Source organism: Streptomyces sp. NPDC059452, from assembly GCF_042750035.1.
Lineage (GTDB): Bacteria > Actinomycetota > Actinomycetes > Streptomycetales > Streptomycetaceae > Streptomyces.
The window spans coordinates 171,141-196,907 of the sequence record NZ_JBHYVE010000005.1 but is presented as its reverse complement, the minus strand read 5'-3'; the positions used below and the strand labels follow the sequence as shown (position 1 = coordinate 196,907).

Sequence of the window (25,767 nt, the reverse complement as noted above, 5' to 3'; positions counted from 1 at the left end):
GCCCCTTCAGGCAGGGCGCTTCAGCACGGTGAGGCTGCGGCCGATCAGCGCCACCCGTTCGCCCTCGGCGACCTTCGGACCCGTCCCCGGGGGCACGCCCTCGGCCCGTGCGGTGTCCACGACGACCTGCCACTGCTCCCCGTGGTCCACCGGAACGGCGAACTCCAGCGTCTCGGCGCTCGCGTTGAACATCAGCAGGAACGAATCGTCGGAGATCCGCTCCCCGCGCGGCCCCGGTTCGGAGATGGCGTGGCCGTTGAGGAACACCGTCATCGCCTTGGCGTGGGCCGCCTGCCAGTCCCGCTGGGTCATCTCCTGGCCCTCGGGGGTGAACCAGGCGATGTCGGAGAGCTCGTCGTGCGTGCCCTCCACCGGCCGCCCGTGGAAGAAGCGGCGGCGCCGGAAGACCGGGTGGTCGCGGCGGAGCCAGACCATGGCCCGGGTGAACTCCAGCATGTTCCGCCGGAACTCGTCGGAGGGGGAGGAGCCCTCTGCGTCGGCGCCCGGGTCGGGCCAGTGGATCCAGGACAGCTCGTTGTCCTGGCAGTAGGCGTTGTTGTTGCCCCTCTGCGTCCGGGCGAACTCGTCCCCGTGGCTCAGCATCGGCACGCCCTGCGACAGCATCAGCGTGGCGATGAAGTTCCGCATCTGCCGGCCCCGCAGCTCCAGGACCTCCGGATCGTCGGTCTCGCCCTCCACTCCGCAGTTCCAGGACCGGTTGTGGCTCTCGCCGTCCCGGTTGCCCTCGCCGTTGGCGTCGTTCCGCTTCTCGTTGTACGACACCATGTCGTGCAGCGTGAAGCCGTCGTGGCAGGTGGTGAAGTTGATCGAGGCGAGCGGGCGGCGGCCGTCGTCCTGGTAGAGGTCGGACGACCCCGTCAGCCGCCCGGCGAACTCCGCGAGCGTGCGCGGCTCGCCCCGCCACAGATCGCGGACCGTGTCGCGGTACTTGCCGTTCCACTCGGTCCACAGCGGCGGGAAGTTCCCCACCTGGTAGCCGCCCTCGCCGACGTCCCACGGTTCGGCGATCAGCTTCACCTGGCTGACCACCGGGTCCTGCTGCACCAGGTCGAAGAAGGACGAGAGCCGGTCCACCTCGTGGAACTGACGGGCGAGCGTGGCCGCCAGATCGAAGCGGAAGCCGTCCACATGCATCTCGGTCACCCAGTACCGCAGCGAGTCCATGATCATCTGGAGTACGTGCGGGGACCGCATGAGCAGGGAGTTCCCGGTGCCCGTGGTGTCCATGTAGTACCGCTGATCATCGGTCAGACGGTAGTACGAGGCGTTGTCGAGGCCGCGGAAGGAGAGGGTCGGCCCGAGGTGGTTGCCCTCGGCGGTGTGGTTGTAGACGACATCGAGGATGACCTCGATCCCCGCCTGGTGCAGGGCCTTCACCGCCTGCTTGAACTCCAGCACCTGCTCCCCGCGCTCGCCCCAGGAGGCGTACGCGTTGTGCGGGGCGAAGAAGCCGATGGTGTTGTAGCCCCAGTAGTTGGCGAGCCCCATGTCCACCAGCCGGTGGTCCTGGACGAACTGATGAACAGGCATCAGTTCGATAGCCGTGACGCCCAGCTCGGTCAGATGGGCGATGATCTCCGGGTGCGCGAGCCCCGCGTACGTACCGCGCAGCTCGGGCGGGAGCCCCGGATGGAGCATCGTCAGGCCCTTCACATGGGCCTCGTAGATCACGGTGCGGTGGTAGTCCGTACGGGGACGGCGGTCGTCGCCCCAGTCGAAGTACGGGTTGACCACCACCGAGCTCATGGTGTGCGGCGCCGAGTCGAGGTCGTTGCGGGCGTCCGGCCTCCCGAAGGGATAGCCGTACACCGCCTCGCCCCACTCGATCTGCCCGGCGACCGCACGGGCGTACGGATCGAGCAGCAGCTTCGCGGAGTTGCACCGCTGCCCGCGCTGGGGCTCGTAGGGCCCGTGCACCCTGAAGCCGTACCGCTGACCCGGCATCACCCCGGGCAGATACGCATGGCGCACGAAGGCGTCGGTCTCGCGGAGCTCCACCGCCGTTTCTGAACCGTCGTCGTGCAACAGGCACAACTCGATCCGGTGGGCGGCCTCGGAGAAGACCGCGAAGTTGGTGCCGGCGCCGTCATAGGTGGCGCCGAGGGGATAAGCGTGTCCCGGCCAGACCTGCATAGATAGGACTCTTCCACTTCTGATCCGGGTGCGGTGGCTTTCCTCGGCCCGTTACCCCCCGAATACTCCCCGAAAGTGGGGCGCGCACCTAGTACGTCACGCGGTGCGGCCGGGTCCCGTCGCCCGTCTCCGGCCACACCGGTCAACTTCGGACACCCCGGTGCCGCCCCGGACGCGATTACGGACGCGTCGGGCGGGCGGGCGTCCGGATCGCGGCCTTCGCCGGGGTCCCTAATCACTATGAATCCGCTCACTCCACCCGATCTCGCCGCAAGGAACAGGCCGTCGCTCTACGGGAGTTGAGAAACCGTACCGGCCATCGGGCTGCACCGGATCCCGCTCCCGGAGTACCCTTCCTTGATCGTTGGGTGGGGGAGTGGAAGGCGGTACGCGGGTGAGCTCGGGAGGGTTCGAGCTACCCCCAGGTGACGCAGGTCACGAGGGGGAATCGACCGATGCGCCGCCCGGGGCGGTGTCCCTGGCGCAGCCCATGGAGATCGGTGCCGAGCTGGAGTGGGGCGCCGAGGCCTGGAGCGAGGTGCGCACCCGTGCTCAGCGGGCCGGGCGCGCCTATATCTGGCTGAATCTGGTCGAACAGCGGCTGCGTGCGGTGGTCGCCGCGGTGCTCCGGCCGATCTACGAGCCGGTGCACGGCGACGACTGGGTGGTGGCCGCCGCCGGACCGGCCGGACAGGAGTGGGTGCAGCGCGCCGTCGCCGTACGCGAGGTCTCGCGCCGCAAGGGCTATCTGCTGGACCCGGCCGACGACAACGTCCTCAGCTTCCTCACGCTGCCGCAGCTGCGTGAGCTGATGGTCCAGCACTGGCCGTGCTTCGAGCCGTACTTCGACGACCGCCGGGACGTCGAGCTGGCCCTGGACGAGCTGGAGGTGACCCGTAACGTCGTCTCCCGCAACCGCGCGCTGAACGAGGCGGTCCTCGCCCAGGCCGAACGGGCCTCCGCCCGCCTCCTGGACATCCTCGGCAGCGGGGCGGGGGTGCCCTCCGCCGACCGGCTGCCGGTGGACGCGGTGGAGGAGCTGGTCGGCGACCGGTACGCGGACGTGGTCTCCGTCCACCCCGACCGGGTCCGGCTCCAGCGCCAGCTGCCCGCCGAGGACCTGTTCGGCGGGGCGCGGCGGCTGGACGCCATCGGCATAGGGCTCAACCTGCTCGTCCAGAACTTCTCCGGCCGCCGGCTCGTCCGGCTCGCCGAGTCGGGCTGCCGGGTCCGGCTGCTCTTCATCAACCCGGCCAGTAGCGCGGTCAAGCGCCGGGAGCGGGAACTGGGCCTCAAGAAGGGCGAGCTGAGCCGCTCGGTGGAGATGAACATCCTCCATATGCGCCGGGTGCGCTCCAAGCTCCGCGACCCGGGCGCCTTCGAGATCCAGGTCTTCGACGAGACCCCGCGCTTCACCGCGTACCTGGTGGACGGCGACGGGGCGGACGCGGTGGGCGTCGTCCAGCCCTATCTGCGGCGGGCCCGGGGGATGGAGGCGCCGGTGCTGGTGCTGCGCGGCGGGGGGCGGCGCACGGTGGTGCGGGCGGGGCAGGACAGCGAGAGCGGCCTCTTCGAGACGTACCGCGAGGAGTTCGAGTCGGTGTGGACGGACTCGCGCCCGGTGTCGTAGGCCCCCTTGCCGATACCCCGTCCCGTGTTGTTGTCAGTGCCGCGTGCGAAGGTGGTCACCACTCGGGGGAGAGCACCACGGGGGAGCACCACGAAGGAGGTATCGGGATGAGCTGGCATCAGGGACCACTGGTCGGCTTCGACCTGGAGACGACGGGGACCGACGTCGAGAGCGACCGGATCGTCACCGCCGCCCTGGTCCGGCTGGAGCCGGACGGGACGGTCTCCGAGCAGCGGACCTGGCTGCTCGACCCGGGGGTGGCGATACCCGAGCAGGCCTCCGCGATCCACGGCATCGGCACCGAACATGCCCGCAAGCACGGCGCGCGGGCGGTCTCGGCCGTCGAGGAGATCGCCCACGCGGTGGCCGAGGTGCTGCGCTCGGGGGTGCCGCTGGTGGTGATGAACGCGCGCTACGACCTCTCGCTCCTGGACCGCGAATGCGGGAGGTACGGCCTGGCCTCGGTCGACGAACGCATCGGCGGCGTGCCCTCGCCCGTCATCGACCCCCTGGTGATCGACAAGCACGTCGACAAGTACCGCCGGGGCAAACGGGCCCTCCATGCCCTGTGCGAGCACTACGGCGTGACCCTGTCCGACGCCCACGACGCGAGCGCCGACGCGGTGGCGGCGGTCCGTGTGGTGCGGCAGATGGGCGAGCGCCACCGCCCGGTCAGCACGCTGCCCCCCACCGAACTGCACGCCCTCCAGGTCCGCGCCGCCGCCGAACAGTCCGCCTCGCTCCAGGCCTACCTCCGCCGCACGGCCGACCCGGCCGCGGTGGTCGAGCAGGCCTGGCCGGTGATCCCGCGCAGGCGGTGACCGTGCGGGCGGCACACGTCCGGAGAGGGAGGGTCAGTTCGGGGCGGGGGTCGCCGTGTCGTCGGCCTTGATGTCGAAGTTGATCCGGTCGTCCACGACCGAGGTGACGGTGACCGTCACCCCGACGGTGCTGCCGTCGCCCGCCGTGAGCGTGCAGCGGGTGGTGGTGTCGAGCTTCCCGACGAGGTCCTCGGGGCACGTGACGTCCGGCTCCGGCTGCCCCGTCGACTCGGCGAGCTTCTTGGAGACCGTGGAGGCCAGCGCGTCCGAGGACAGCTTCGGCTCGGAGTTCCCCACAGTGATCGAGCCCGAACACCCCACGAGCAACGCGGCGGCGGCCACGGCCGAAAGGCTCCAGGCGGCTGCGGAGGGGCGGAATATGTTCATGACGGGCTCCATTCGACGGGACCGGACAGGAAGGTGCCGGAGGCATAGGCGGAAGCCTTCTCCCCCCTTGCCACCGGAGGCGCCCGACGTGCTCACGGCAGGCGCCCAAGTGTAGGGACGCCTGCCGGTCAGCCGCGGTTCTGCCCCCGCGCCTCCCGTTGACGCCTTGGACGTGCCTGCGGCTGAGGCCTTGGGCGTGCCTTCCGCTGACGCCCTAGAACGGATACCACCGCACCTCCGCGTCCCCCTCGCGCAGTGACGTCACCCTGCGGCGGAATTCGGTGAGCGCCTTCGGGTTGGCCGGGGCGTGCTGGGCCACCCAGGCGCAGCTTGCCGTCTCCCGGGCCCCGCGCAGGACCGCGCAGCCCTCCCACTCCCGTACGTCCCAGCCGTACGCCGCGGTGAAGGCGTCGTAGGCCGCGGCGGGCAGGCCGTAGCGGTCGCGGGAGAGGGCGAGGACGACCAGGTCGTGTTCGCGCAGGTCCGAGGCGAAGGTCTCCAGGTCGACCAGGACCGGGCCGTCGGGGCCGATGTGCACATTGCGGGGGAGCGCGTCACCGTGGATCGGGCCCGGGGGCAGGTGCGGCACCAGGGCGGCGGCCGCGGCCGCGAAGCCGTCGCGGCGTTCGCGGAGGTAGTCGGCGTCGGCCGGGTCGATCGTGTCGCCCGCCAGGGTCAGCCAGCGCTCCACCCCGCCCAGCAGTTCACGGCGCGGCAGTGTGAAGTCCGCCGGGGCGGGCAGGGCGTGCACCCGGGAGAGCAGGGGTGCGAGGTCGCGCGGTTCGGTGGGGCGTACGGGGGCGGGCAGCCGGTGCCACAGCGTCACCGGGTGACCCTCCACCAGCCGTACCCCGTGCTCGGCGGCCCGTACGGCCGGGACGTCCGACGCGGCGAGCCACTCGGCGACGGCCACCTCCCGCTCGGCCCGCTCCCGCAGCTCCGGGTGGCCGGTGGCGTCCCGGCCGACCTTGACCACCAGGCCGTCGGCCGCGAAGACCGCGTTCTCACCCAGCGCGAGCAGCTCCGGTACGCCGGGGATTCCGGCGGCCGTCAGTACCTCGCGCGCACGCATCTCGTCCATGGGTGCGATTTTCGCATCCGCGCAGGCCACCTTGACGAACCGGCGGCCCGTCAGCACGATGACGGAGGCCCCCCGGGGCGGCCAGAACGGGATGAAGAGTCACGGAAGAGTTCCGAGGGGGCTTTTTGCGGTGTTAACGGGCGTGAAGAAGCGGTCCGGGACGGACGGCGGCGCGCGCCCCCGGCCCGCCGGAGCGGCGGCCGCCCGGAACCGGGCGGCCTGGTTCCTCGTTCTGCCCGCCCTCCTCCCCATCCTGATCCTCAGCGTCGGCCCCCTCCTCTACGGCATCGCGCTCGCCTTCACCGACGCCCAGTCCGGCCGCACCCGCTCCACCCAGTGGATCGGCACCCTCAACTTCCAGGACCTCCTGCACGACACCCTGTTCTGGGACTCGTTCCGGATCGGCCTGCTCTGGGCGGTCGGCGTCACCGCCCCGCAGTTCCTCCTGGCCCTCGGCCTCGCCCTGCTGCTCAACCAGCGATTACGGCTGCGCTGGCTGGCCCGCGCGCTGGCGATCATCCCGTGGGCGATGCCCGAAGTCGTCGTCGGCATCATGTGGCGCCTGGTCTACCACCCCGACGCGGGCATCCTCAACGAGACCGTCCGCGACCTCGGCCTCGGCGACGGCCGCGACTGGCTCACCGGCCTCGCCACCGCGCTGCCCGCCGTGATCCTCGTCGGCATCTGGGCGGGCATGCCCCAGACCACCGTCGCCCTGCTCGCCGGACTCCAGAACACCCCGCACGAACTCCACGAGGCGGCGGCCCTGGACGGCGCGGGCGCCTGGCGCCGGTTCCGTACGGTCACCTGGCCCGCGATCAGGCCCATCGCACTGGCCATCACCGCGCTCAACTTCATCTGGAACTTCAACTCCTTCGCCCTGGTCTATGTGCTGACCAGCGGCGGGCCCGGCGGGCGGACCCGGCTGCCGATGCTCTTCGCGTACGAAGAAGCCTTCCGCTACGGACAGTTCGGGTACGCCGCCGCCATGGGCTGTGTGATGGTCGCGGTGATCTCCGTGATCCTCGCCGTCTTCCTGGCCGGCCGGATCAGGGGAGGCGAGGAGCGATGAGCATCTTCAGGAGAGGCGGGGCGCGATGAGCCTGCCCACCAGCAGGGCCGCGCGGACCGGTCAGTACCTCGCCCTCCTGGCCTACCTGGTCTTCCTCGCCTTCCCGTTCCTCTGGCTGCTCTCCACCGCCTTCAAACCCGCCCGAGAACTGGGCTCCCTGCACCCCACCTGGATCCCCGAGCAGCCCACCCTGGACAACTTCCGGCAGGCCTTCGACGAGCAGCCGCTGTTCCAGGCGGCGGCCAACTCGCTGCTCGCCGCCGTCTCCGCCGCCCTGATCGCCGTCGTCATCGCGACCCCGATGGCCTATGTGATGGCCCGTCACCGAGGACGGCTCGCCACCGCCGCGACCGGGTGGGTCGTGGTCAGCCAGGCGTTCCCGTTCGTGCTGGTGATCATTCCGCTCTTCCTCGTCCTGAAGAACCTGCATCTGATCAACACCCTCTGGGGGCTGATCCTGGTGTACGTCGTCTGGTCGCTGCCCTTCGCCCTGTGGATGCTCGCCGGATACGTGCGCGCCGTGCCCGCCGAGCTGGAGGAGGCCGCCGCCGTCGACGGGGCGGGGCGGGTACGAACCCTCGTCTCGGTCGTCGCCCCGCTGCTCGCCCCCGGGATCGTCGCCACCGCCCTCTTCGCGTTCATCACCGCATGGAACGAGTTCTTCTTCGCGCTCGTTCTCCTCAAGACCCCGGAGAAGCAGACCTTGCCGGTCGTCCTCACCCACTTCCTCGGCGCGGAGGGCGTGGCCGACCTCGGCCCGCTGGCCGCCGCCGCGTTCCTCGCCACGCTGCCCTCCCTCGTCCTCTTCGCCTTCATCCAGCGGCGGATCACCGGCGGGATGACGGCCGGGGCGGTGAGGGGCTGATGCGCGCCTTGGCCCGGCGGGCCGCAGCCGCCGCGGCCGTCCTCGCCCTGCTCCTCACCGGCTGCTCGGGCACGGGTGACGGAAGGGACGCCGACGGCACCATCCGGCTCAGGTTCCAGTCCCTGGCCTGGCAGAAGGAGTCCGTGGACGCCAACAAGCGGCTGGTGAAGGAGTGGAACGCCGCCCACCCCGACGTACAGGTGGAGTACGTCCAGGGCAGCTGGGACAACGTCCACGACCAGCTCCTCACCTCCTTCGAGGGCGGCGAGGCGCCCGACATCATCCACGACGCCTCCGACGACCTCGCCGACTTCGCGTACGGCGGCTACCTCGCCGACCTGCGCACCCTCCTCCCGGACCGGCTGAAGGCGGACATCCCGGAACGGTCCTGGCGCACCACCACCTTCGACGGCGGGATCTACGGAGTCCCCTTCCTCCAGGAACCCCGGGTGCTCATCGCCAACGCCGGGATCCTGAAGGCGTCGGGTGTGCGGATCCCCACGCCGGAGGCCCCCTGGAGCTGGGCGGAGTTCCGGAGTGTCTGCAAGGAGCTGACGGGCAAGGGGCGTTACGGGGTCGCCTGGCCGCTCAGGGAACCCGTCTCCGTCACCCTCAACCTGGGCCTCTCCGGCGGCGGGCAGCTCTTCCACCGCACCGCGGACGGCAAGGCGGAGCTGCGCTTCGAGGAGGGCGACCGGGTGGTGACCGGGACCATCCGCGACCAGGTCAACACCGACCGCAGCGCGGCCCGTACGGCGCTGGGGATGGGCGGATCGGACTCCCTGCCCGGCTTCTTCGGCGGCCGGTACGCGATGGTCCCGCTCGGCTTCGCCTACCGCCAGCAGGTCGTCGAACAGGCCCCCGAGGGCTTCGCGTGGACGGTCCTGCCCGCCCCGGCGGGCCCCGGTGGACTGACCCAGGGGGTGAGCCCGCAGACCCTCTCCGTCGCCGAGGACAGTCCGTACAAGGAAGAGGCCGTCGCCTTCATCGACTTCCTGCTGCGCCCGCCGAACATGGTGCGCCTGGCCCGGGGCGACTGGATGCTCCCCACCGGCACCACCGCCCTCGCCCACCCCTCCCTGCACACCGCCGAGCACGGCTGGTCCACCGGGACGGCGCTCGCGAAGCATCTGCGCCCGGCGCCCGCCCAGACCGTACGGGGCTACCCCGAGTGGAAGGACAAGGTCGCCACCCCCGCCCTCCAGGAGTACTACAGCGGCGCGATCACCACCGATGAGCTGCGCAGACGGCTGGTCGACGACGGCAACCGGGTCCTGGCCCGCTACCAGCGCTGAAGGGGGCACCCGAAATTCACTAGACGAGACGTGCCGTCTCGTCTACGGTGGTGGGCATGACGGAATCACCGCGCGCCCACATCGCCATGTTCTCCATCGCCGCCCACGGACATGTGAACCCGAGCCTGGACGTGATCCGCGAGCTCGTCAGCCGTGGGCACCGTGTCAGTTACGCCATCCCCGCCTCGTTCGCCGACAAGGTCGCCGCCACCGGTGCCGAGCCGGTGATCTACACCTCGACCCTGCCGACGGACGAGGACCCCGAAGCCTGGGGCACCGAGCTGATCGACAACCTCGAACCCTTCCTCGACGACGCCATCCAGGCCCTCCCGCAGCTCGTCACCGCCTTCGAGGGCGACGAGCCCGATCTCGTCCTGCACGACATCACCTCCTACCCCGCCCGCGTCCTCGCCCACCGCTGGGGCGTCCCCGCCGTCTCCCTCTGGCCCAACCTGGTGCCCTGGGAGGGGTACGAGGAGGAGGTCGGCGAGCCCATGACCGCCGAGCTGAAGCAGACCGAGCGCGGCAAGGCGTACTACGACCGCTTCGACGGCTGGCTCACCGACAACGGCCTCGGCCATCTCTCCAGCGACGACTTCGTCTCCCGCCCGCGCCGCGGCCTCGTCCTGATCCCCGAGGCGCTCCAGCCCAACGCCGACCGGGTGAACCGCGAGATGTACACCTTCGTCGGCGCCTGTCAGGGCGACCGGAGCGACCAGGGGGAGTGGGAGCGGCCGACCGGGGCGGAGAAGGTGCTCCTGGTCTCGCTCGGCTCCTCGTTCACCAAGCAGCCCGCCTTCTACCGGGAGTGCGTCGCGGCCTTCGGCGGCCTGCCCGGCTGGCACGTGGTGCTCCAGATCGGCGCGCATGTCGACCCGGCCGAGCTCGGTGACGTACCGGCGAATGTGGAAGTGCACCCGTGGGTGCCGCAGTTGGAGGTACTGAAGCAGGCCGACGCCTTCATCACCCATGCCGGGGCGGGCGGCAGCCAGGAGGGGCTCGCCACCGGCACGCCGATGGTGGCCGTACCGCAGGCCGTCGACCAGTTCGGCAACGCCGACATGCTCCAGGCGCTCGGGGTGGCCCGGCATGTGCCCATGGAGGAGGCCGACGCGGCGACGCTCCGCGAAGCCGTACTCGCCCTGGTGGGCGACCCGGAGGTGGCGGAGCGGTCCGCCCGGCTCCGCGAGCGGATGGCGCAGGAGGGCGGCACGGCCGGGGCGGCCGATCTCATCGAGGCCGAACTGTCGCTCTGAGCGGATGGGTTGGACTGGTATCCGGACGTTCTCGCCCCGCCCCGCACCGCCGCCGAGCGCGCTGGTGCGGGGCGGGGCGTTCTTCTGCGCGGTGCCGGTGGTCGTTGCATCTGCACGCATCTCCCGGGTGACTTCACATGTCCAGCGGGGCACTTCACCCCTCCCGCGCACTTCTTCACGCACGTTCACAGGTCTTCACGCATAGCCGTCTCGGTCCGGCGCCGTCGGTGCCGGGCCGGAACGGGTGCGGTGTGCGGTGGCGCGAAGGGCCCGGCGGCGGCCGTGAGCTGGTGTTTCCCCGCGTACGAGCCCCTTCGCGGCTCCCCGGGTCCGACTTTGTTACCGGCGTGTTGACTCCCGCTGCCCGTTGTGACCCGCCGTGGCCGATTCCTTATTACAAAACCTTGTTGAGTAAGTCACAGCTGCAAGGAGGTCTTGATCTGTGCTCGTCAATCGGTCAGGGTTTCGAGCCAACCCCCGGAGATCTTCCGGCCGGAGGTCAATCCCCCCACAGAGATTGACGAGGAGACCCCTCTTCATGGCCAAGCACCAGCGCACCGTCACTCGCCGGACCAAGCTGACCGCCGCGATCACCGCCGTGGCAGCCGCAGCCGGAGTCACCCTGTTCGGAACCTCGTTCGCCGGAGCCTCGCCGGCCCCCCTGGGCACGGTCTACGGCGCGGACGCCGAGACCGCCGTCTCCGGCAGCTACATCGTCCTGCTGGGCGAGAAGGCGGACAAGTCCAAGCTCGCCAAGGAGTACGGCGGCAAGCTCCAGCGCAACTACTCCTCCAGCATCAACGGCTTCTCCGCCAGCGGCCTTTCGGAGACCGAGGCCAAGCGCCTCGCCGCCGACCCGGCCGTCGCCAAGGTGGTGCAGAACAAGAAGTTCAGCATCAACGCCACCCAGGAGAACCCCCCGTCCTGGGGTCTGGACCGCGTCGACCAGACCGAGACCGCGGGCGACAACGCGTACACCTACCCCGACACCGCGGGCGAGGGCGTCACCGCGTACGTCATCGACACCGGGGTCCGCGTCACCCACGAGGACTTCGAGGGCCGCGCCACCTCCGGCTTCGACGCCGTGGACAACGACGACGACGCCGACGACGGCAACGGGCACGGCACCCATGTGGCGGGCACCATCGCCGGGGCCGAGCACGGCGTCGCCAAGAAGGCCAAGATCGTGGCCGTCCGCGTCCTGGACGACAACGGTTCGGGCACCACCGAGCAGGTCATCGCCGGGATCGACTGGGTCGCCGCCAACGCGTCCGGCCCCTCCGTCGCCAACATGAGCCTCGGCGGCGGCGCCGACCCGGCGCTCGACGCGGCCGTCCAGAAGGCCATCGCCGCCGGAATCACCTTCGGTGTGGCCGCCGGCAACGAGTCCCGGGACGCCGGGCAGGGCTCGCCCGCCCGCGTCCCCGAGGCGATCACGGTCGCCTCGTCCACGGAGGCGGACGAGCAGTCCTCGTTCTCCAACTTCGGCTCCATCGTGGACATCTACGCCCCGGGCTCGGACATCACGTCGACCTGGAACGACAGCGACACCGGCACCAACACCATCTCCGGTACGTCCATGGCGACCCCGCACGTCGTCGGCGCGGCCGCCGTCTACCTGGCGGGCAACCAGGACGCCACCCCGGAGCAGGTCGCCACGGCGCTGACCGAGGGGGCCACCCCGGACGCCATCTCCAACGCGACCGAGGGCACGGCGAACAAGCTCCTCAAGATCGTCGAGTAGTACCCGGGTACCGGGCGGTGGCGCCCCACCTCCGCCACCGCCCGGCCCGCCCCGCGCACAGCCGCCGCCGCGCCCTCCCCCACGGGGCGCGGCGGCTGCGCGCTCCGGAGAGATCGTTCTAGTGTGTGGGGCCATGACCACGAAGTACGCGGCGCTGCTGCGCGGGATCAATGTCGGCGGCCACAAGAGGGTCCCGATGCCGGAACTGCGCACGGTCCTCGGCGAACTGGGGCACACCGACATCGCCACCCACCTGCAGAGCGGCAACGCCGTCTTCCGCAGCGACAGCACGGACGAGGGCGCGCTCGCCGCCGGTCTGGAGCAGGCCCTGTGCGAGCGGTTCGGCTTCTCCGTCGGCTGCATCGTCCGCAGCGGCGCCTATCTCGCCGCCGTCGCCGACGCCTGCCCCTTCCCCGCCGCCGAGCTGGAGCCCAGACAGCTCCACGTCACCTACTTCGACCGGGCCGTGGAGGATGGACGCTTCGCCGCTCTGGACGCACAGGCCCACCTGCCGGAAGCCTTCGAGCTCGGTGACCGCTGTCTCTACCTGTACGCCCCCGAAGGACTCGGCCGCTCCAAGCTGGCCGAAGCCCTCGCGCGCCCCCGGCAGACCGAGGGCCTCACCGCCACCACGCGCAACTGGAACACCGTGGCCAAACTCGTGGAGCTGACCCGTGTCTGAGCCGTCGCCCGCCGTCGCAGCGGCCATCGAGGGCGAGCTCCGCCTGCTGGACCCGGTGGTACGCGCCTCCGCGGATCTCCTCGCCGCCCTGCTGCACCCGGAGTTCCGGGAGATCGGCACCAGCGGCCGGCTCTGGAACCGGGAGACGATCATCGAGTCGCTCACCGCCGCCGACGCCCCGCGCCCCGGCCCGCTGACCGCGTCCCGGATGCGGGGCGTCCAGCTCGCGCCCGGCCTGGTCCACCTCACCTTCGACACCGAGTCCAAGGGGCTGCGCTCGCACCGCAGCTCCCTGTGGCGGCTGACCGGGGCGGGGTGGCGCCTCTACTTCCACCAGGCGACGCCGTTCGCCGACGAGCCGCCCGCCGAGGTGTGAGCCTCCTCCCGTGGAAGGTGCGAGTCTCCGACCGGTCAAAACGGTACATACGGGACCGGATGGCCTGACTGTGGCGGACACCGGTTAGCCTTGCCTTCGTTTGGCTGGAGGTGCGTGGCTGGAAATCGCCCCTTCTCTCCGGTCCGGTACACGGTGAGGAGAGGTGAGTGGGGGCCGACATGTCCGGGCGCGGTGTCATCCGCCGTGCCGTCGCAGGGCAGCGCCGGGATGTCGTCACCGGCTCGCTGCTGGGCGCCGCCCACCAGACCGGCGAAGCGCTCGTCCCCGTACTCATCGGTCTGATCGTCGACCGGGCCGTGGTCCGCCCCGACGGAGGAGCGCTCGCCGCCTGGCTGGTCGTCCTCGCCGTCGTCTACGCCATGCTCTCCTACGGCTTCCGCTTCGGCGCCCGGGCCGGCGAGCGCGCCGCCGAACAGGCCGCGCACGAGCTGCGCCTCGATGTCGTACGCCGGGTCCTCGCCCCGCACGGCGGCGCCGAGGCCGGTCGTCCGCCCGGCGCCCTGGTCAACGTGGCCACCGAGGACGCCCGCCGGGTCGGGGCCCTCAACATGGCCCTCACCCTCGGCATCGCCGCCGTCGTCGGAGTCGTCGCGGGCGCCGTCCTCCTGCTCCGCGCCTCCGTCCCCCTCGGGCTCCTCGTCCTGATCGGCGCCCCGGTCCTGATGGCGCTGGGCCACTACCTCGCCCGCCCCCTGGAACACCGCAGCCAGACCGAACAGGAGCGCGCCGCCCACGCCTCCGGGGTCGCCGCCGACCTGGTCGCCGGGGTCCGCGTACTCAAGGGGCTCCGGGCCGAGCGCGCCGCCGTCACCCGCTACCGCGCCACCAGCCAGGCCTCCCGCGAGGCCAACGTGCGCGCCGCCCGCGCCGCCGCCCTCCAGACCGGGCTGATGCTCACCCTCACCGGCGCCTTCATCGCCCTGGTCGCCCTTGTCGGCGGACGCCTGGTGCTCAGCGGCTCCATCGGCCTCGGCGCCCTCGTCTCCGCCGTGGGCCTCGCCCTCTTCCTCCCCGGCCCGATCGCCGTACTGGCCTGGGTAGGCGCCGAACTCGCCAAGGCCCGCGCCTCCGCCGCCCGCATCGCGGACGTGCTGGCGGCGCCCGGCGAGACGACGGGCGGCACGGCGGAACCGTCCGCTTCCGGCTCCGCTTCCAACTCGGCTGCCGCTTCGGCTGCCGTTGCCCGCTCGGCTTCTGCGCTCGGCTCGGCTTTCGCTTCTGCTTCCGCGCCCGCGCCCGCTTCCGGCTCGGCTCCCGCCTCCACCTCCGCTTCCGGCTCGGCTCCCGCCTCCACCTCCGCTTCCGGCTCGGCTCCCGCCTCCACCTCCGCTTCCGGCTCGGCTCCCGCTTCCGCCTCGGCTGCCGCTTCTGCTTCTGCGCCCGGCTCGGTTTCCACCACCGCTTCCGGCTCGGCTGCCGCTCCTGCCTCCGCCTCGGCTCCCGCCTCCACCGCCGCTCCCGCTGCCGCTGGCCGCTCGGCCTCCGCCGCCTCCGGCTCCGCTCCCGCTGCCCGCTCGGCTTCCGCGCCTGCCTCGGCTCCCGCGCCCGCCTCCGCCGCGCCCGCCTCCGCCGATCCCACCTCCGCCTCCGCCCCCACATCCGCCTCCGCCTCCGGCGAGCTCCGCCTGCACGGTCTCGGGCACGCCGGGCTCCACGGGGTCGACCTCACCGTCCGGCCCGGTGAGCACCTCGGCATCGTTGTCACCGACACCGCAGACGCCGCCACCCTGCTGCGCTGCCTGGCCCGCCGCTGCGACCCGGACCGGGGGCGCATCGAGCTCGACGGCGTCCCCGTCACCGAACTCGCCCCCGCCGCCCTGCGCTCCGTGCTGCTGGTCGCCGAGCACGACGCCCAGCTCTTCGACGGCACCCTCCTCGACAACGTCACGGCCGCCGCCCCCGCCGGAGCCGACCCGCGGCCCGCCATGGACGCCGCCGCCGTCGACGAGGTCGCCGCCGCCCTGCCGGGCGGCACCGCCGGGCGGATCGGCGAGCGCGGCAGCTCCCTCTCCGGCGGCCAGCGCCAGCGCGTCGCCCTGGCCCGCGCGCTCGCCGCCGACCGTTCCGTCCTCGTCGTGCACGACCCGACCACCGCCGTCGACGCCGCCACCGAGGCCCGTATCGCCGCCGGTATCCGCCGCGCCCGCACCGGCCGCACCACGATCCTGGTCACCAGCAGCCCCGCGCTGCTCGCCGCCACCGACCGGGTCGTCCTCATCGACGGCGGCACCGTCACCGCCGAGGCCCCGCACGAGGACCTCGTACGCGACCATCCCGTCTACCGCACGGCGGTGCTCACATGACCACCACCCCGGCCGAACTCCTGCCCGTCGCCACCGGCGCCCGCACCCGGGCCGCCCTGCGCACCCTGATCCGCCCCGACCGGGGCCGCGCGATCCTCGGCCTCGGCGTGCTGGTCGGCGCCACCGCCGTAGGGCTGCTCGTCCAGCCGCTGCTCGGCCGGATCGTCGACATCGTCGCCGACGGCCGCCCCGCCGACGCCCTCACCCTCCCCGTCGTCCTCCTCCTCGTGGTCGCCGTCGTCCAGGGCGTCACCACCACGCTCGGGCTGACCCAGGTCGCCCGGCTCGGCGAGACCGTACTCGCCCGGCTGCGCGAGCAGTTCGTCGAACGCGCCCTCCAGCTCCCCGCCGACCGACTCGAACGCGCCGGGGCCGGAGACCTCACCGCCCGGGTCACCGGAGACGTCGCCCGGGTCGCCGAAGCCGTCCGCTCCGCCCTCCCCGAGATGGCCCGCTCGGTCCTCGCGATCGTGCTCACCCTCGGCGCGCTGGCCCTGCTGGACGTACGGTTCCTCCTCGCCGCGCTCCTCGCCGTACCCGTCCAGGCGCTCACCGCCCGCTGGTACGTACGCCGGGCCGTCACCGTCTACGCCGACCAGCGGGTCGCCAACGGGGCCCAGCAGCAACAGCTCCTGGAGACCATCGGGGGAGCGGTCACCGTACGCGGCCACCGGCTGGAGGAGCAGCACACCGAGAAGAGCGCGGCGCGCTCGCGCAGGGCCGTCGAGCTGACCATGCGCAGCGTCCATCTCGTGCTCGGCTTCTACGCGCGCCTGCACATCGCGGAGTACATCGGCCTGGCCGCCGTACTGGTCACCGGGTTCTTCCTGGTCCGCGACGGCTCCGTCTCCATCGGTACGGCGACGGCCGCCGCCCTCTACTTCCACAGCCTCTTCGGACCCGTCAACGCCGCCCTCGTCCTGCTGGACGACGCCCAGTCGGCCGCGGCCGGTCTGGCGCGGCTGGTCGGGGTGACCGACGTCGAGGAGAGCGCGGTACGGCTGCCGCACCAGCGGAAGCGGACCGAGCGTGAGCCCGCGGCCAAGGCCCCGACCGATCCCGCGACCGCCGTCACCGTCGACGCCGTCAGCCACGCCTACGGGCCCGGCCGTACCGTCCTCCACGAGGTCTCCCTCACCCTCCGCGCGGGCGAACACGTGGCCCTCGTCGGGACCAGCGGAGCCGGGAAATCCACCCTGGCCCGGCTCGTCGCGGGCGTCCAGCGGCCCACCGGCGGCACGGTTCGCGTCGCGCGGAGCGCGTCGAGCACGGCGGGTCCCTCGGTCGTCCTGGTCACGCAGGAGGTCCACGTCTTCACCGGGACCCTCGCCGAGGACCTCCGTCTCGCCCGCCCCGACGCCACCGACGCCGACCTCCGTACCGCCCTGGCCACCGTGCACGCGCTGGAGTGGGCCGAGGCCCTGCCCGAGGGGCTCGCCACCGTCGTAGGAGAGGGCGGCCACCGCCTCGACCCGGCCCGCGCCCAGCAACTCGCCCTCGCCCGGCTCGTCCTGGCCGACCCCCCGGTCGCCGTCCTCGACGAGGCGACCGCCGAGGCGGGCAGCGCGGGCGCCCGGACCCTGGAGCGCTCCGCCGAGGCCGCCCTCTCCGGCCGCACCGCCCTGATCGTCGCCCACCGCCTCACCCAGGCCGTCGCCGCCGACCGGATCGTGGTCCTGGAGGCGGGCCGGGTCGTCGAGAGCGGCACCCACGACGAACTGCGCGCCGCCGAAGGCCCGTACGCGGTGCTCTGGCGCGCCTGGTCCGGCAGCCGCGCCGTACCGCACGTTTGAACGCGCCGTACTGCACGTCTGAACGCGCCGCACCGCACGTCTGAAGGAGAGCAGCCGCTTCGGCAGCGCCATCTCCTTCGTCACCCCGCTGAGCCTCCCGTACACCGTGGACCGCCTGGTTCGGGCGGGACGAACCGCGCCGCCCACCACACCCCGCCCGACCCCGACCGGAGGCAGTGCCTGACGGGCCGCCGCCGCACCTCCCGTCCCTGCGGCGGCAGCCCGTCCCCGGCTCAGATGCCCGCCGACGCCATCTCGATGGCCGAGCGGTAGGAGGCGGCCGTCGTCACCACGCACGCGCGGTAGGTGCGGTTCTCCTTCACTGCCAGGAAGTAGTCCCGCAGGTTCTTCCAGTACTGGACCAGATAGCCGAGGCCGGGGATGAAGCCCGCGGGCCGGGGCACCAGGCTGAAGGCCTCGGAACACCGCAGGATGGCCCCGGTGGCCTGCGAGAGCACGTCGGCGACCTCGGCGTTCATGTTCCAGCCCGCGGCCAGCTGGGGTGTCCAGATCACGCCCGCGATCTCCCTCAGGTACTCCTGCTCCTGGGGCGTCGGGGAGGCCTGGATCCGGAGCTCGGCGGCCGCCGGAGCGGCGGCGGTCCCGTTCCCCGCCGCCTGGGCCGGCACGGCCGCGCCGACGGCGAGGAGTGCTCCGGACAGCGTGAGCGCCAACGCCGGGATCATCGCGGCCTTACGTCTTCTCATGGTCGTCCCTTCGCGATCGCCCGCCGTGTCGGCGGGGCTGCGTACGGATACTTGCGCGAAGTGACGCTGGCACGGAGCCCGTTGCCCGTCAACGGCGCCTGATCGGCCGTTCCCGGAGTGCCGCACGAGCCACTTGCGCCCGGAGCCGCGCATCCCGTGGATCACCCCGAATGGCCCACCGTACCGGGACGCGATTGGCCCGGGAGCCCATGCCAATCGCTGCCTAGGCTCAGCACCATGAGCACTCACGACCGCACGGCCGTCGACTTCTTCTTCGACCCCGCCTGCCCGTTCGCCTGGATCGCCTCCCGCTGGATGCTGGAGGTGGAGCAGCACCGCGACATCGAGCTCCGGTTCCGCCCGATGAGCCTGTACCTGCACAACCAGGGCAACGAACTGCCCGCCTGGTACCGCGAGTTGGTCGACAAGTCGATCGGCCCGGTCCGGGTCGCCGTCGCCGCGTCCGCCGCCCACGGAGACGTAATCCTGCGGGACCTGTACACCGCGCTCGGCACCCGTATCCACCAGCGGAAGGAGGAGGACTTCGACGCGGTGACCGCCGCCTCCCTCGCCGAACTCGGCCTGCCCGCCGCCCTGGCGGAGGCCGCGCACTCGACGGCGTACGACGAGGAGGTCGCCCGCAGCCACGACGCGGGCAAGGACCCGGAACAGGACGCCTACGTGGGCACGCCGACGATCCACGTCGACGGCACGGTGTGGTTCGGCCCGGTCCTCAACGCGATCCCGCGCGGCGAGGAGGCGGCCCAACTCTTCGACAGCTTCCGGGTCCTGGCCAACCACCCGGGCTTCTTCGAACTGAAACGCACCCGCTCGGGCGGCCTGTCCTACGAGTGACCGGCCAAGCCTCAAGCCGACAGCGACGCCCCCACCGGCACCCGTGCCTCGTCGTACCGGTCCAGCAGCAACCGTGCCAACTCCGGTGCGGGGCCGAGGACATCGGCCAGGATGTCCGCCCCGGCCGCCTCGGCGCCCGCCGCGATGCGGTCGGGGAGCCGGCCGGGGGCGATGACGTACGGCGCGACCGCCACATGGCGTACACCGTCGGCACGCAGGGCCCGTACCGCGTCCTCGGTACGGGGAAGAGCGGCGGAGGCGAACGCAGGCCGCACGGCGCACCAACCGGTGTGCCGCAGCTCCCGCGCGATTTCAGCGATCACTGCGATCGCCTCCGGGTCTGTGGATCCCGCCGAGGCCAGGACGAGCCCGGTCCGGGGGAGGTCGCCGGGGCGGACCCCGGCCTCCCGCAGCCGACGCCCCAGGGTGGCGTTGAGCAGCGGGGACGGGCCGAGGACATCGGCCGGGCGGATGTGCAGGCGGGGCAGCCGGGCGCGGGCCTCGCGCAGGACCGAGGGGATGTCGGTCTTGGCGTGGAACGCCCGGGTGAGGAGGAGGGGCAGGGCGATGGCCTCGTCCGCCCCCTCCGCGGCCAGGCGCTCCAGCACCCGGGGCACGGAAGGGGCGTTGAACTCCAGGAACCCCGTCTCCACGCGCAGTCCCGGCCGTGCCGCCCGCACCCGTTCGGTGAGGGCGTGCACGGTCGCGGCGTGTCGCGGGTCGCGGCTGCCGTGGGCGATGACGAGGAGAACGGGAGTTGTCATGGGAGAGCTCAGTTCTTGACGAGGAGACCGCGGCTGCGCAGCACCCACCGCTCCAGCGGACTGAAGATCAGCTGGTCGATCGCGATGCCGACGAACAGGATGAGCAGGATCGAGAGGAAGATCCCGGGCATGTCGAAGGTGCTGCGGCTGTTCTCCAGCAACTGCCCGAGCCCCAGACCCAGTTCGGGGGAGGATGCGATGATCTCGGCGGCCATCAGCGAACGCCAGGAGAACGCCCAGCCCTGCTTGAGCCCCGACAGATAGCCGGGCAGCGCGGCCGGGAGCACGATGTGCCATGTCCCGCGTATCCCGGTCGCGCCCAGGGTGTGGCCCGCCCGCAGGAACAGCGGCGGCACCTGGTCGACGCCCGAGATCAGCCCGTTGGCGATCGAGGGCACCGCACCCAGCAGGATCACGGCGAACATCATGCTGTCGTTCAGCCCGAGCCAGATCACGGCCGGGGCCACCCAGGCGACCGAGGGCAGCGACTGGAGCCCGGCCAGGATCGGGCCGATCGCGGCCCGGACCAGCTTCACCCGGGCCACCAGCAGCCCCAGCGGCGTACCGATGGCCACCGCGAGGAGGAAGCCGAGCAGACCGCGCGAGACGCTGGTCCAGACGACCTCCAGCAGCGTGCCCTTCAGCCACATCTCGACCGCGCTGTCCCAGACGGCGGACGGCGGCGGCAGCTTGTAGACCTCGGTCACCTCGGCCCGGACCAGCAGCTCCCAGACCGTCAGGACCAGCGCCACCGCCACGATGGGCGGGAGCACCTTGTTCAGCAGGACCTGGCGCACCGGGGTGCGGTTGATCTGCACCGCGTCCAGGGCGTCGAGTCCGGCCTCCAGACCGGCCAGGTCGTCGGGCTTGGCGTCGACAGGGCCGCCCGGCCCCTCCGGCCGCTTCCGGTCGGAGGTGATGTCAGTGCTGGCCATGTCGGCGGATCTCCCCACGCAGTTCTTCGGTGATCTCGACGGACAGCTCCGCCACGGCGGTGTCCTCGATGCGGCGCGGCTGCTCGATGTCGACCGTCCACTCCCGGGCTATCCGGCCCGGCCGGGACGAGAGCAGGATGACGCGCTGCGCGAGCCGTACGGCCTCGCGCACGTTGTGCGTGACGAAGAGGACCGAGGCGTTCGTCTCCCGCCAGATCCGGGTCAGCTCGTCGTGCAGCACATCGCGGGTGATGGCGTCCAGCGCCGCGAACGGCTCGTCCATCAGCAGCAGTTGGCTGTCCTGGGCGAGCGCCCGCGCCATCGCGACGCGCTGCCGCATACCGCCGGAGAGCTCGTGCACCCGCTTGCCGTACGCGCCGCCGAGGCGGACGAGTTCGAGCAGCCGCTCGGCCTCGGTGCGGCGCTCCGACTTCGGTACCCCGCGCAGCCGCAGGGCCAGTTCGATGTTCTTGCCCGCGGTCAGCCACGGGAAGAGGGCGTGCTCCTGGAACATCAGGGCCGGCCGCCCGCCGGGGGTCTCGATGGACCCCGCGGACGGGCGGTCGAGTCCGGCCACCAGATTGAGCAGCGTCGACTTGCCGCACCCGGAGGCTCCCAGGAGGGTGACGAACTCACCCGGAGCGACATCGAGCGTGATGTCGTCCAGGACGAGCTGCTGCCCCGTGGGTCCGGCGAAGGACTTCGAGACGTGCGAGAGACGGGCGGTGTGCTCGACCGTCGTACGGTCCTCGGCCTTGGTGAGGGTGGTGGTCGCCATGGTCGTCACCTCCTGGGAGATCCTGGGAATCCGATGGGTTCCGGTGCGGATGGTCGGGTGGGAGGACTACTTGACGCCGAGACCGGCGTCGGCGACCTCGGACTGGCCCTCGGCCTTGAGGATCGTGTTCAGCGGGCCCAGGTCGTAGATGCCCTTGAGGTCCGGGTCCTTGAGCAGACCGGCCTTGACCGCGTACCCGGCCTGCGTCTCCAGCGTGGAGGCCAGCGGGTCGTCGGTGATCTCGATGGACTCCCAGGCCGGGTCCAGGATCTCCTGGGGCAGCGGCTTGCCCGTCAGCTTCTCCAGGGCCTTGTTGGCGGAGGCCTTGGCGTCCTCGGGGTTGTCGTTGATCCACTTGTTCGTCTTCACCGAGCCGCGGACCACCGCCTCCACGACGTCCGGGTGCTCCTTGAGGAACTTCTGCGACACGATGATGTGCGTGATCACGAACTTGTTGTCCGGCCACAGCGTCGCCTCGTCGAGCAGCACCTCGGCGCCCAGGGAGACCAGCTTGGAGGCGGTCGGCTCCGGGACCCAGGCCCCGTCCAGCGAACCGGACTGGTAGGCGTCCGGCGTCACCTTGTTCTCCGAACGGACCAGGGAGACATCGCCCTTGCCGCTCTGCGGGTCGACCTTCCAGCCCTTCTCGGAGATCCAGTTGAGGAACGCCACGTCCTGGGTGTTGCCGATCTGCGGGGTCGCGATCCGCTTGCCCTTGAGGTCGTCCAGGGTCTTGATCTTCTTCGGGTTGACGACCAGCTTCACCCCGCCGGAGGCCGAACCGGCCACGATCCGCAGCCCCTTGCCCTGGGACTTGACGTAGGCGTTGATGGCGGGGGAGGGGCCGATGAAGCCGATGTCGATCGAACCGGCGTTGAGGGCCTCGATCTCGGTGGGTCCGGCGTTGAAGGTCGTGGACTCGACCTTGGTGCCGCCCAGTTCCTTCTGAATGGTGCCTTCCTGGATACCGACCAGGGCGGTGGCGTGCGTGAGGTTCGGGAAGTAGCCGATCTTCACGGTGTCCGTGGAGAGCTTCTTCTCTCCACTGGAGACGTTCGCCTTCGCGTCGTCCTCCTTGGCGGCGGAGCCGTAGCCGCAGGCGGTTGCGGCCAGGGCGAGCAGCGGCAGGGCCGCGACGGCGGCGATGGAGCGGCGAACGGTGGAACGGGGGGCAGGCACGGGAGGCTTTCCTCTCGTTGGCCCGGTACTCACGCCCTGCTGTTGGTCAGGGGGGCGCGGCCGGGAGATCGGCAGGTCTTCGGCGGTACGGATGCGGGGGGTTCAGGGCGCGCGAGCGGTGCGCGTACGTCATCACGCACATCGCCCCACGCCTCCCTGGCCGCTGCCGAGGACGCCGCTGCCCACCCGGCCGCCCTCCTTCGCGAAGGTGGAGAAGAAGTCCTCGCTCATCAGAAGTCCCATTCGGCGTCGTCGTCGGCCACGACCGGCTCCGTGGCCGCGGCGAACGCGGTGCCCGTCATGCCCGCGCTGAGCGTCGTCCCGTCCGCCGGGTCGATCAGCAGGAACGATCCGGTACGCCGGGAGTCGGCGTACGCGTCGAGCGCGAGCGGTTCGGCCGTCCGCACGACGACCCGGCCGATGTCGTTGGCCACCAGCTGCCCGGGGGCCGGGTGCTGGGAGAGGTCGTCCAGGGTGAGCCGGGACGGGATGTCCTTGACGATCGCCTTGACCGTACGGGTGGTGTGCTTCAGCAGCACCCGCTGGCCCACCGAGAGCGGCTGGTCCGCCACGTGGCAGACGGTCGCTTCCACGTCCTGGGTCACCGGCGGCACATCGGCGGCCGGGGCGATCAGGTCGCCGCGCGAGATGTCGATGTCGTCGGCCAGCCGGAGCGTCACCGACTGCGGCGCCCAGGCGATGTCCACGCTCTCGCCGAGCGCGTCGATGCCCGTGATCGTCGTCGTACGCCCCGAGGGGAGTACGGAGACGGCCTCGCCGACCCGGAAGACCCCGGCCGCGATCTGACCGGCGTACCCCCGGTAGTCGGGGTGCTCGGCGGTCTGCGGGCGGATCACGTACTGCACGGGGAAGCGCGCGTGGCAGGCGGTGAGGTCATGGCTGACCGGGACCGTCTCCAGGTGCTCCAGGACGGTCGGCCCGCCGTACCAGTCCATGTGTGCGGAGGGCTCCACCACGTTGTCCCCGGCCAGCGCCGAGATGGGGATCGCGGTGATCTCCGGGACGCCGAGGGAAGCGGCGTACGCGGTGAACTCCTCGGCTATGGCGGCGAATACGGGCTCCGCGTAGTCGACGAGGTCCATCTTGTTGACGGCCAGCACCACGTGCGGGACGCGCAGCAGGGCGGCGACGGCGGCGTGGCGGCGGGTCTGCTCGACGACCCCGTTGCGGGCGTCGACCAGGACCACGGCCAGCTCGGCGGTGGAGGCGCCGGTCACCATGTTGCGGGTGTACTGCACATGGCCCGGGGTGTCGGCGAGGATGAACCGGCGGCGGGCGGTGGCGAAGTAGCGGTAGGCGACATCGATGGTGATGCCCTGCTCACGCTCGGCCCGCAGCCCGTCGGTCAGCAGCGCCAGGTCCGGTGCCTCCTGGCCCCGGCTCAGCGACACCTGCTCGACGGCCTCCAGCTGGTCGGTGAGGACCGACTTGGAGTCGTGCAGCAGCCGTCCCACGAGGGTGGACTTGCCGTCGTCGACGGATCCGGCGGTGGCGAAGCGCAGCAGGGTGGTGGCCGACAGCTGCTCGGCCGAGAGGATGGGTGTGGTCATGGTTAGAAGTACCCCTCGCGCTTGCGGTCTTCCATCGCGGCCTCGGACATCTTGTCGTCGGCGCGGGTCGCGCCCCGCTCGGTGAGCCGGGAGGCGGCGATCTCGGTGATCACGGCGTCCAGCGTGGTGGCGTCGGAGTCGACGGCACCCGTGCAGGACATGTCACCGACCGTGCGGTAGCGCACCAGACGGGTCTCGGTGGCCTCGTGCTCCTTGGGCCCGCCCCAGCCGCCGGCCGTCAGCCACATGCCGTTGCGGGAGAAGACCTCGCGCTCATGGGCGAAGTAGATCTCCGGCAGCTCGATGCCCTCGCGCTCGATGTACTGCCAGACGTCCAGCTCGGTCCAGTTGGAGATCGGGAAGACCCGGACGTGCTCACCGGGGGCGTGGCGGCCGTTGTAGAGCTGCCACAGCTCGGGGCGCTGCCGGCGCGGGTCCCACTGCGAGAACTCGTCACGCAGCGAGAACACCCGCTCCTTGGCGCGCGCCTTCTCCTCGTCGCGCCGCCCGCCGCCGAAGACCGCGTCGAAGCGGTGCTGCTGGATCGCCTCGGTGAGCGGGACGGTCTGGAGCGGGTTGCGGGTGCCGTCGGGGCGCTCACGGAGCTTCCCGGCGTCGATGTACTCCTGCACGGAGGCGACATGGAGCCGCAGCCCGTGCTTCTTCACCGTACGGTCGCGGTACTCCAGGACCTCGGGGAAGTTGTGCCCGGTGTCCACGTGCAGCAGCGTGAACGGCACCGGCGCGGGCGCGAACGCCTTGAGCGCCAGGTGCAGCATCACGATGGAGTCCTTGCCGCCGGAGAAGAGGATCACCGGCCGCTCGAACTCCCCCGCCACCTCACGGAAGATGTGGACCGCCTCCGACTCCAGGGAGTCCAGGTGGCTGAGCGCGTACGGGTTGACAGTGCCCTCCGGCACGGTGGTGACGGTGCTCACGCCAGGCCCCTCTCGGTGAGCAGCGCGTGCAGCGCCGCCGCGGACTCCTGCACGGTCTGCTGGTGCGACTCGATGCGCAGGTCGGGCGATTCGGGCGCCTCGTAGGGGTCGTCGACCCCGGTGAGCCCGCTGATCTCGCCCGCCGCCTGCTTGGCGTACAGCCCCTTCACATCCCGTACGGAGCACACCTCGACGGGCGTCGCCACGTGCACCTCCAGGTAGGTGGTGGACTCGGCGGCGTGCCGCTTGCGGACCGCCTCGCGGCTGTCGGCGAACGGGGCGATGACGGGGACCAGCACCTTCACGCCGTTGGCGGCGAGCAGTTCGGCGACGAAGCCGATCCGGGCCACGTTGGTGTGCCGGTCCTCGCGGGAGAAGCCGAGCCCCGCGGAGAGGAACTCCCGGATCTCGTCGCCGTCGAGCACCTCCACCTTGTGGCCCTCGGTCCGCAGCCGGCCCGCCAGCTCGTACGCGATGGTGGTCTTGCCCGCGCTCGGCAGACCGGTGAGCCAGATCGTGGCTCCCGTCTCCGTCACGCTCATCGAACTCTCCTGATCAGT

At 71.6% G+C, this 25,767-nt stretch carries 22 protein-coding genes and 1 pseudogene; 12 read left to right on the top strand and 11 right to left on the bottom strand.

Going from position 1 to position 25,767, the window contains the following annotated elements; genetic code table 11:
* Positions 1 to 6 precede the first annotated feature (6 nt).
* Positions 7 to 2,154: a glycogen debranching protein GlgX gene (gene glgX, locus ACFW9Z_RS10310; protein ID WP_384637327.1), complete on the bottom strand. Its 2,148-nt coding sequence runs from the start codon at positions 2,152 to 2,154 to the stop codon at positions 7 to 9.
* Positions 2,155 to 2,548: 394 nt separating this feature from the next.
* On the opposite strand from glgX, the gene ACFW9Z_RS10305 reads away from it, so the two are divergent.
* Both ACFW9Z_RS10305 and ACFW9Z_RS10300 read left to right on the top strand, forming a co-directional pair.
* Complete coding sequence (locus tag ACFW9Z_RS10305) at positions 2,549 to 3,784, top strand: SAV2148 family HEPN domain-containing protein (protein ID WP_384637324.1); 1,236 nt, start codon at positions 2,549 to 2,551, stop codon at positions 3,782 to 3,784.
* A 107-nt stretch (positions 3,785 to 3,891) separates the two neighbouring features.
* On the top strand, positions 3,892 to 4,605 hold the full coding sequence (locus tag ACFW9Z_RS10300) for a 3'-5' exonuclease (protein WP_384637321.1): 714 nt from the start codon (positions 3,892 to 3,894) through the stop codon (positions 4,603 to 4,605).
* A 33-nt stretch (positions 4,606 to 4,638) separates the two neighbouring features.
* On the opposite strand, the gene ACFW9Z_RS10295 is transcribed toward ACFW9Z_RS10300, so the two are convergent.
* Together ACFW9Z_RS10295 and ACFW9Z_RS10290 are read right to left on the bottom strand one after the other, a co-directional pair.
* Positions 4,639 to 4,992, bottom strand: coding sequence for a DUF4333 domain-containing protein (locus tag ACFW9Z_RS10295; RefSeq protein ID WP_384637318.1), 354 nt, complete (start codon positions 4,990 to 4,992; stop codon positions 4,639 to 4,641).
* Between the two features lie 214 nt (positions 4,993 to 5,206).
* On the bottom strand, positions 5,207 to 6,073 hold the full coding sequence (locus ACFW9Z_RS10290; protein ID WP_384637315.1) for a phosphotransferase enzyme family protein: 867 nt from the start codon (positions 6,071 to 6,073) through the stop codon (positions 5,207 to 5,209).
* Positions 6,074 to 6,164: 91 nt separating this feature from the next.
* Here ACFW9Z_RS10290 and ACFW9Z_RS10285 point away from each other — a divergent pair, with 91 nt between their 5' ends.
* The 9 genes and pseudogenes from ACFW9Z_RS10285 (at position 6,165) to ACFW9Z_RS10245 (ending at position 17,480) form a co-directional block, all read left to right on the top strand.
* On the top strand, positions 6,165 to 7,145 hold the full coding sequence (locus tag ACFW9Z_RS10285; RefSeq protein ID WP_384637547.1) for a carbohydrate ABC transporter permease: 981 nt from the start codon (positions 6,165 to 6,167) through the stop codon (positions 7,143 to 7,145).
* Positions 7,146 to 7,170: 25 nt separating this feature from the next.
* Positions 7,171 to 8,010 carry a carbohydrate ABC transporter permease gene (locus tag ACFW9Z_RS10280; RefSeq protein ID WP_384637312.1) on the top strand — a complete coding sequence of 280 codons (840 nt, stop codon included), beginning with the start codon at positions 7,171 to 7,173 and terminating at the stop codon, positions 8,008 to 8,010.
* Positions 8,010 to 9,305, top strand: coding sequence for an ABC transporter substrate-binding protein (locus ACFW9Z_RS10275; RefSeq protein WP_384637310.1), 1,296 nt, complete (start codon positions 8,010 to 8,012; stop codon positions 9,303 to 9,305). The genes ACFW9Z_RS10280 and ACFW9Z_RS10275 overlap by 1 nt, the downstream gene beginning before the upstream one ends.
* A gap of 10 nt (positions 9,306 to 9,315) precedes the next feature.
* Positions 9,316 to 10,561, top strand: a pseudogene (gene mgt, locus ACFW9Z_RS10270) (macrolide-inactivating glycosyltransferase); the annotation flags it as partial.
* Between the two features lie 538 nt (positions 10,562 to 11,099).
* Positions 11,100 to 12,305, top strand: a complete 1,206-nt coding sequence (locus tag ACFW9Z_RS10265) for a S8 family peptidase (protein WP_384637308.1) — start codon at positions 11,100 to 11,102, stop codon at positions 12,303 to 12,305.
* A gap of 133 nt (positions 12,306 to 12,438) precedes the next feature.
* The gene (locus ACFW9Z_RS10260) at positions 12,439 to 12,987 is read left to right on the top strand and encodes a DUF1697 domain-containing protein (RefSeq protein ID WP_384637305.1); all 549 of its coding nucleotides are present in this window, start codon (positions 12,439 to 12,441) and stop codon (positions 12,985 to 12,987) included.
* The gene (locus tag ACFW9Z_RS10255) at positions 12,980 to 13,363 is read left to right on the top strand and encodes a DUF4440 domain-containing protein (protein WP_384637303.1); all 384 of its coding nucleotides are present in this window, start codon (positions 12,980 to 12,982) and stop codon (positions 13,361 to 13,363) included. Before ACFW9Z_RS10260 ends, ACFW9Z_RS10255 begins: the two co-directional genes overlap by 8 nt.
* 167 nt (positions 13,364 to 13,530) lie before the next feature.
* Complete coding sequence (locus ACFW9Z_RS10250; protein WP_384637300.1) at positions 13,531 to 15,687, top strand: ABC transporter transmembrane domain-containing protein; 2,157 nt, start codon at positions 13,531 to 13,533, stop codon at positions 15,685 to 15,687.
* Positions 15,684 to 17,480, top strand: coding sequence for an ABC transporter ATP-binding protein (locus ACFW9Z_RS10245; protein ID WP_384637297.1), 1,797 nt, complete (start codon positions 15,684 to 15,686; stop codon positions 17,478 to 17,480). Before ACFW9Z_RS10250 ends, ACFW9Z_RS10245 begins: the two co-directional genes overlap by 4 nt.
* A 233-nt stretch (positions 17,481 to 17,713) precedes the next feature.
* Here ACFW9Z_RS10245 and ACFW9Z_RS10240 read toward each other — a convergent pair whose 3' ends face one another.
* Positions 17,714 to 18,187: a hypothetical protein gene (locus ACFW9Z_RS10240; RefSeq protein ID WP_384637295.1), complete on the bottom strand. Its 474-nt coding sequence runs from the start codon at positions 18,185 to 18,187 to the stop codon at positions 17,714 to 17,716.
* 237 nt (positions 18,188 to 18,424) lie between these two features.
* Between ACFW9Z_RS10240 and ACFW9Z_RS10235 the strand changes: the two genes are divergently transcribed.
* A complete protein-coding gene (locus ACFW9Z_RS10235; protein WP_384637292.1) occupies positions 18,425 to 19,042 on the top strand; it encodes a DsbA family protein in 618 nt (205 codons plus the stop codon).
* Positions 19,043 to 19,053: 11 nt separating this feature from the next.
* Here ACFW9Z_RS10235 and ACFW9Z_RS10230 read toward each other — a convergent pair whose 3' ends face one another.
* From ACFW9Z_RS10230 to cysC, 7 genes are all read right to left on the bottom strand, one after another.
* Positions 19,054 to 19,806, bottom strand: coding sequence for a sirohydrochlorin chelatase (locus ACFW9Z_RS10230; protein ID WP_384637289.1), 753 nt, complete (start codon positions 19,804 to 19,806; stop codon positions 19,054 to 19,056).
* Positions 19,807 to 19,814: 8 nt separating this feature from the next.
* Positions 19,815 to 20,741 (bottom strand): ABC transporter permease, encoded by a 927-nt coding sequence (locus tag ACFW9Z_RS10225; RefSeq protein ID WP_384637286.1) that lies wholly within the window; start codon positions 20,739 to 20,741, stop codon positions 19,815 to 19,817.
* A complete protein-coding gene (locus ACFW9Z_RS10220; RefSeq protein ID WP_384637283.1) occupies positions 20,728 to 21,519 on the bottom strand; it encodes an ABC transporter ATP-binding protein in 792 nt (263 codons plus the stop codon). Before ACFW9Z_RS10220 ends, ACFW9Z_RS10225 begins: the two co-directional genes overlap by 14 nt.
* 66 nt (positions 21,520 to 21,585) lie before the next feature.
* Positions 21,586 to 22,698 carry an aliphatic sulfonate ABC transporter substrate-binding protein gene (locus tag ACFW9Z_RS10215; RefSeq protein WP_384637280.1) on the bottom strand — a complete coding sequence of 371 codons (1,113 nt, stop codon included), beginning with the start codon at positions 22,696 to 22,698 and terminating at the stop codon, positions 21,586 to 21,588.
* 230 nt (positions 22,699 to 22,928) lie between these two features.
* Complete coding sequence (locus ACFW9Z_RS10210) at positions 22,929 to 24,269, bottom strand: sulfate adenylyltransferase subunit 1 (protein ID WP_384637277.1); 1,341 nt, start codon at positions 24,267 to 24,269, stop codon at positions 22,929 to 22,931.
* 2 nt (positions 24,270 to 24,271) lie between these two features.
* Positions 24,272 to 25,207, bottom strand: coding sequence for a sulfate adenylyltransferase subunit CysD (cysD, locus tag ACFW9Z_RS10205; RefSeq protein ID WP_384637274.1), 936 nt, complete (start codon positions 25,205 to 25,207; stop codon positions 24,272 to 24,274).
* Positions 25,204 to 25,749, bottom strand: coding sequence for an adenylyl-sulfate kinase (gene cysC, locus ACFW9Z_RS10200; RefSeq protein ID WP_010059288.1), 546 nt, complete (start codon positions 25,747 to 25,749; stop codon positions 25,204 to 25,206). The genes cysD and cysC overlap by 4 nt, the downstream gene beginning before the upstream one ends.
* Positions 25,750 to 25,767: the final 18 nt, after the last annotated feature.

Bases quoted from the DNA above. Each gene is read 5' to 3' on its own strand.
- glgX (WP_384637327.1), bottom strand. From the start codon at position 2,154: ATGCAGGTCTGGCCGGGACACGCTTATCCCCTCGGCGCCACCTATGAC.
- ACFW9Z_RS10300 (WP_384637321.1), top strand. From the start codon at position 3,892: ATGAGCTGGCATCAGGGACCACTGGTCGGCTTCGACCTGGAGACGACG.
- ACFW9Z_RS10295 (WP_384637318.1), bottom strand. From the start codon at position 4,992: ATGAACATATTCCGCCCCTCCGCAGCCGCCTGGAGCCTTTCGGCCGTG.
- ACFW9Z_RS10290 (WP_384637315.1), bottom strand. From the start codon at position 6,073: ATGGACGAGATGCGTGCGCGCGAGGTACTGACGGCCGCCGGAATCCCC.
- ACFW9Z_RS10285 (WP_384637547.1), top strand. From the start codon at position 6,165: ATGAAGAGTCACGGAAGAGTTCCGAGGGGGCTTTTTGCGGTGTTAACG.
- ACFW9Z_RS10280 (WP_384637312.1), top strand. From the start codon at position 7,171: ATGAGCCTGCCCACCAGCAGGGCCGCGCGGACCGGTCAGTACCTCGCC.
- ACFW9Z_RS10275 (WP_384637310.1), top strand. From the start codon at position 8,010: ATGCGCGCCTTGGCCCGGCGGGCCGCAGCCGCCGCGGCCGTCCTCGCC.
- ACFW9Z_RS10265 (WP_384637308.1), top strand. From the start codon at position 11,100: ATGGCCAAGCACCAGCGCACCGTCACTCGCCGGACCAAGCTGACCGCC.
- ACFW9Z_RS10260 (WP_384637305.1), top strand. From the start codon at position 12,439: ATGACCACGAAGTACGCGGCGCTGCTGCGCGGGATCAATGTCGGCGGC.
- ACFW9Z_RS10245 (WP_384637297.1), top strand. From the start codon at position 15,684: ATGACCACCACCCCGGCCGAACTCCTGCCCGTCGCCACCGGCGCCCGC.
- ACFW9Z_RS10240 (WP_384637295.1), bottom strand. From the start codon at position 18,187: ATGAGAAGACGTAAGGCCGCGATGATCCCGGCGTTGGCGCTCACGCTG.
- ACFW9Z_RS10235 (WP_384637292.1), top strand. From the start codon at position 18,425: ATGAGCACTCACGACCGCACGGCCGTCGACTTCTTCTTCGACCCCGCC.
- ACFW9Z_RS10230 (WP_384637289.1), bottom strand. From the start codon at position 19,806: ATGACAACTCCCGTTCTCCTCGTCATCGCCCACGGCAGCCGCGACCCG.
- ACFW9Z_RS10225 (WP_384637286.1), bottom strand. From the start codon at position 20,741: ATGGCCAGCACTGACATCACCTCCGACCGGAAGCGGCCGGAGGGGCCG.
- ACFW9Z_RS10220 (WP_384637283.1), bottom strand. From the start codon at position 21,519: ATGGCGACCACCACCCTCACCAAGGCCGAGGACCGTACGACGGTCGAG.
- ACFW9Z_RS10210 (WP_384637277.1), bottom strand. From the start codon at position 24,269: ATGACCACACCCATCCTCTCGGCCGAGCAGCTGTCGGCCACCACCCTG.
- cysC (WP_010059288.1), bottom strand. From the start codon at position 25,749: ATGAGCGTGACGGAGACGGGAGCCACGATCTGGCTCACCGGTCTGCCG.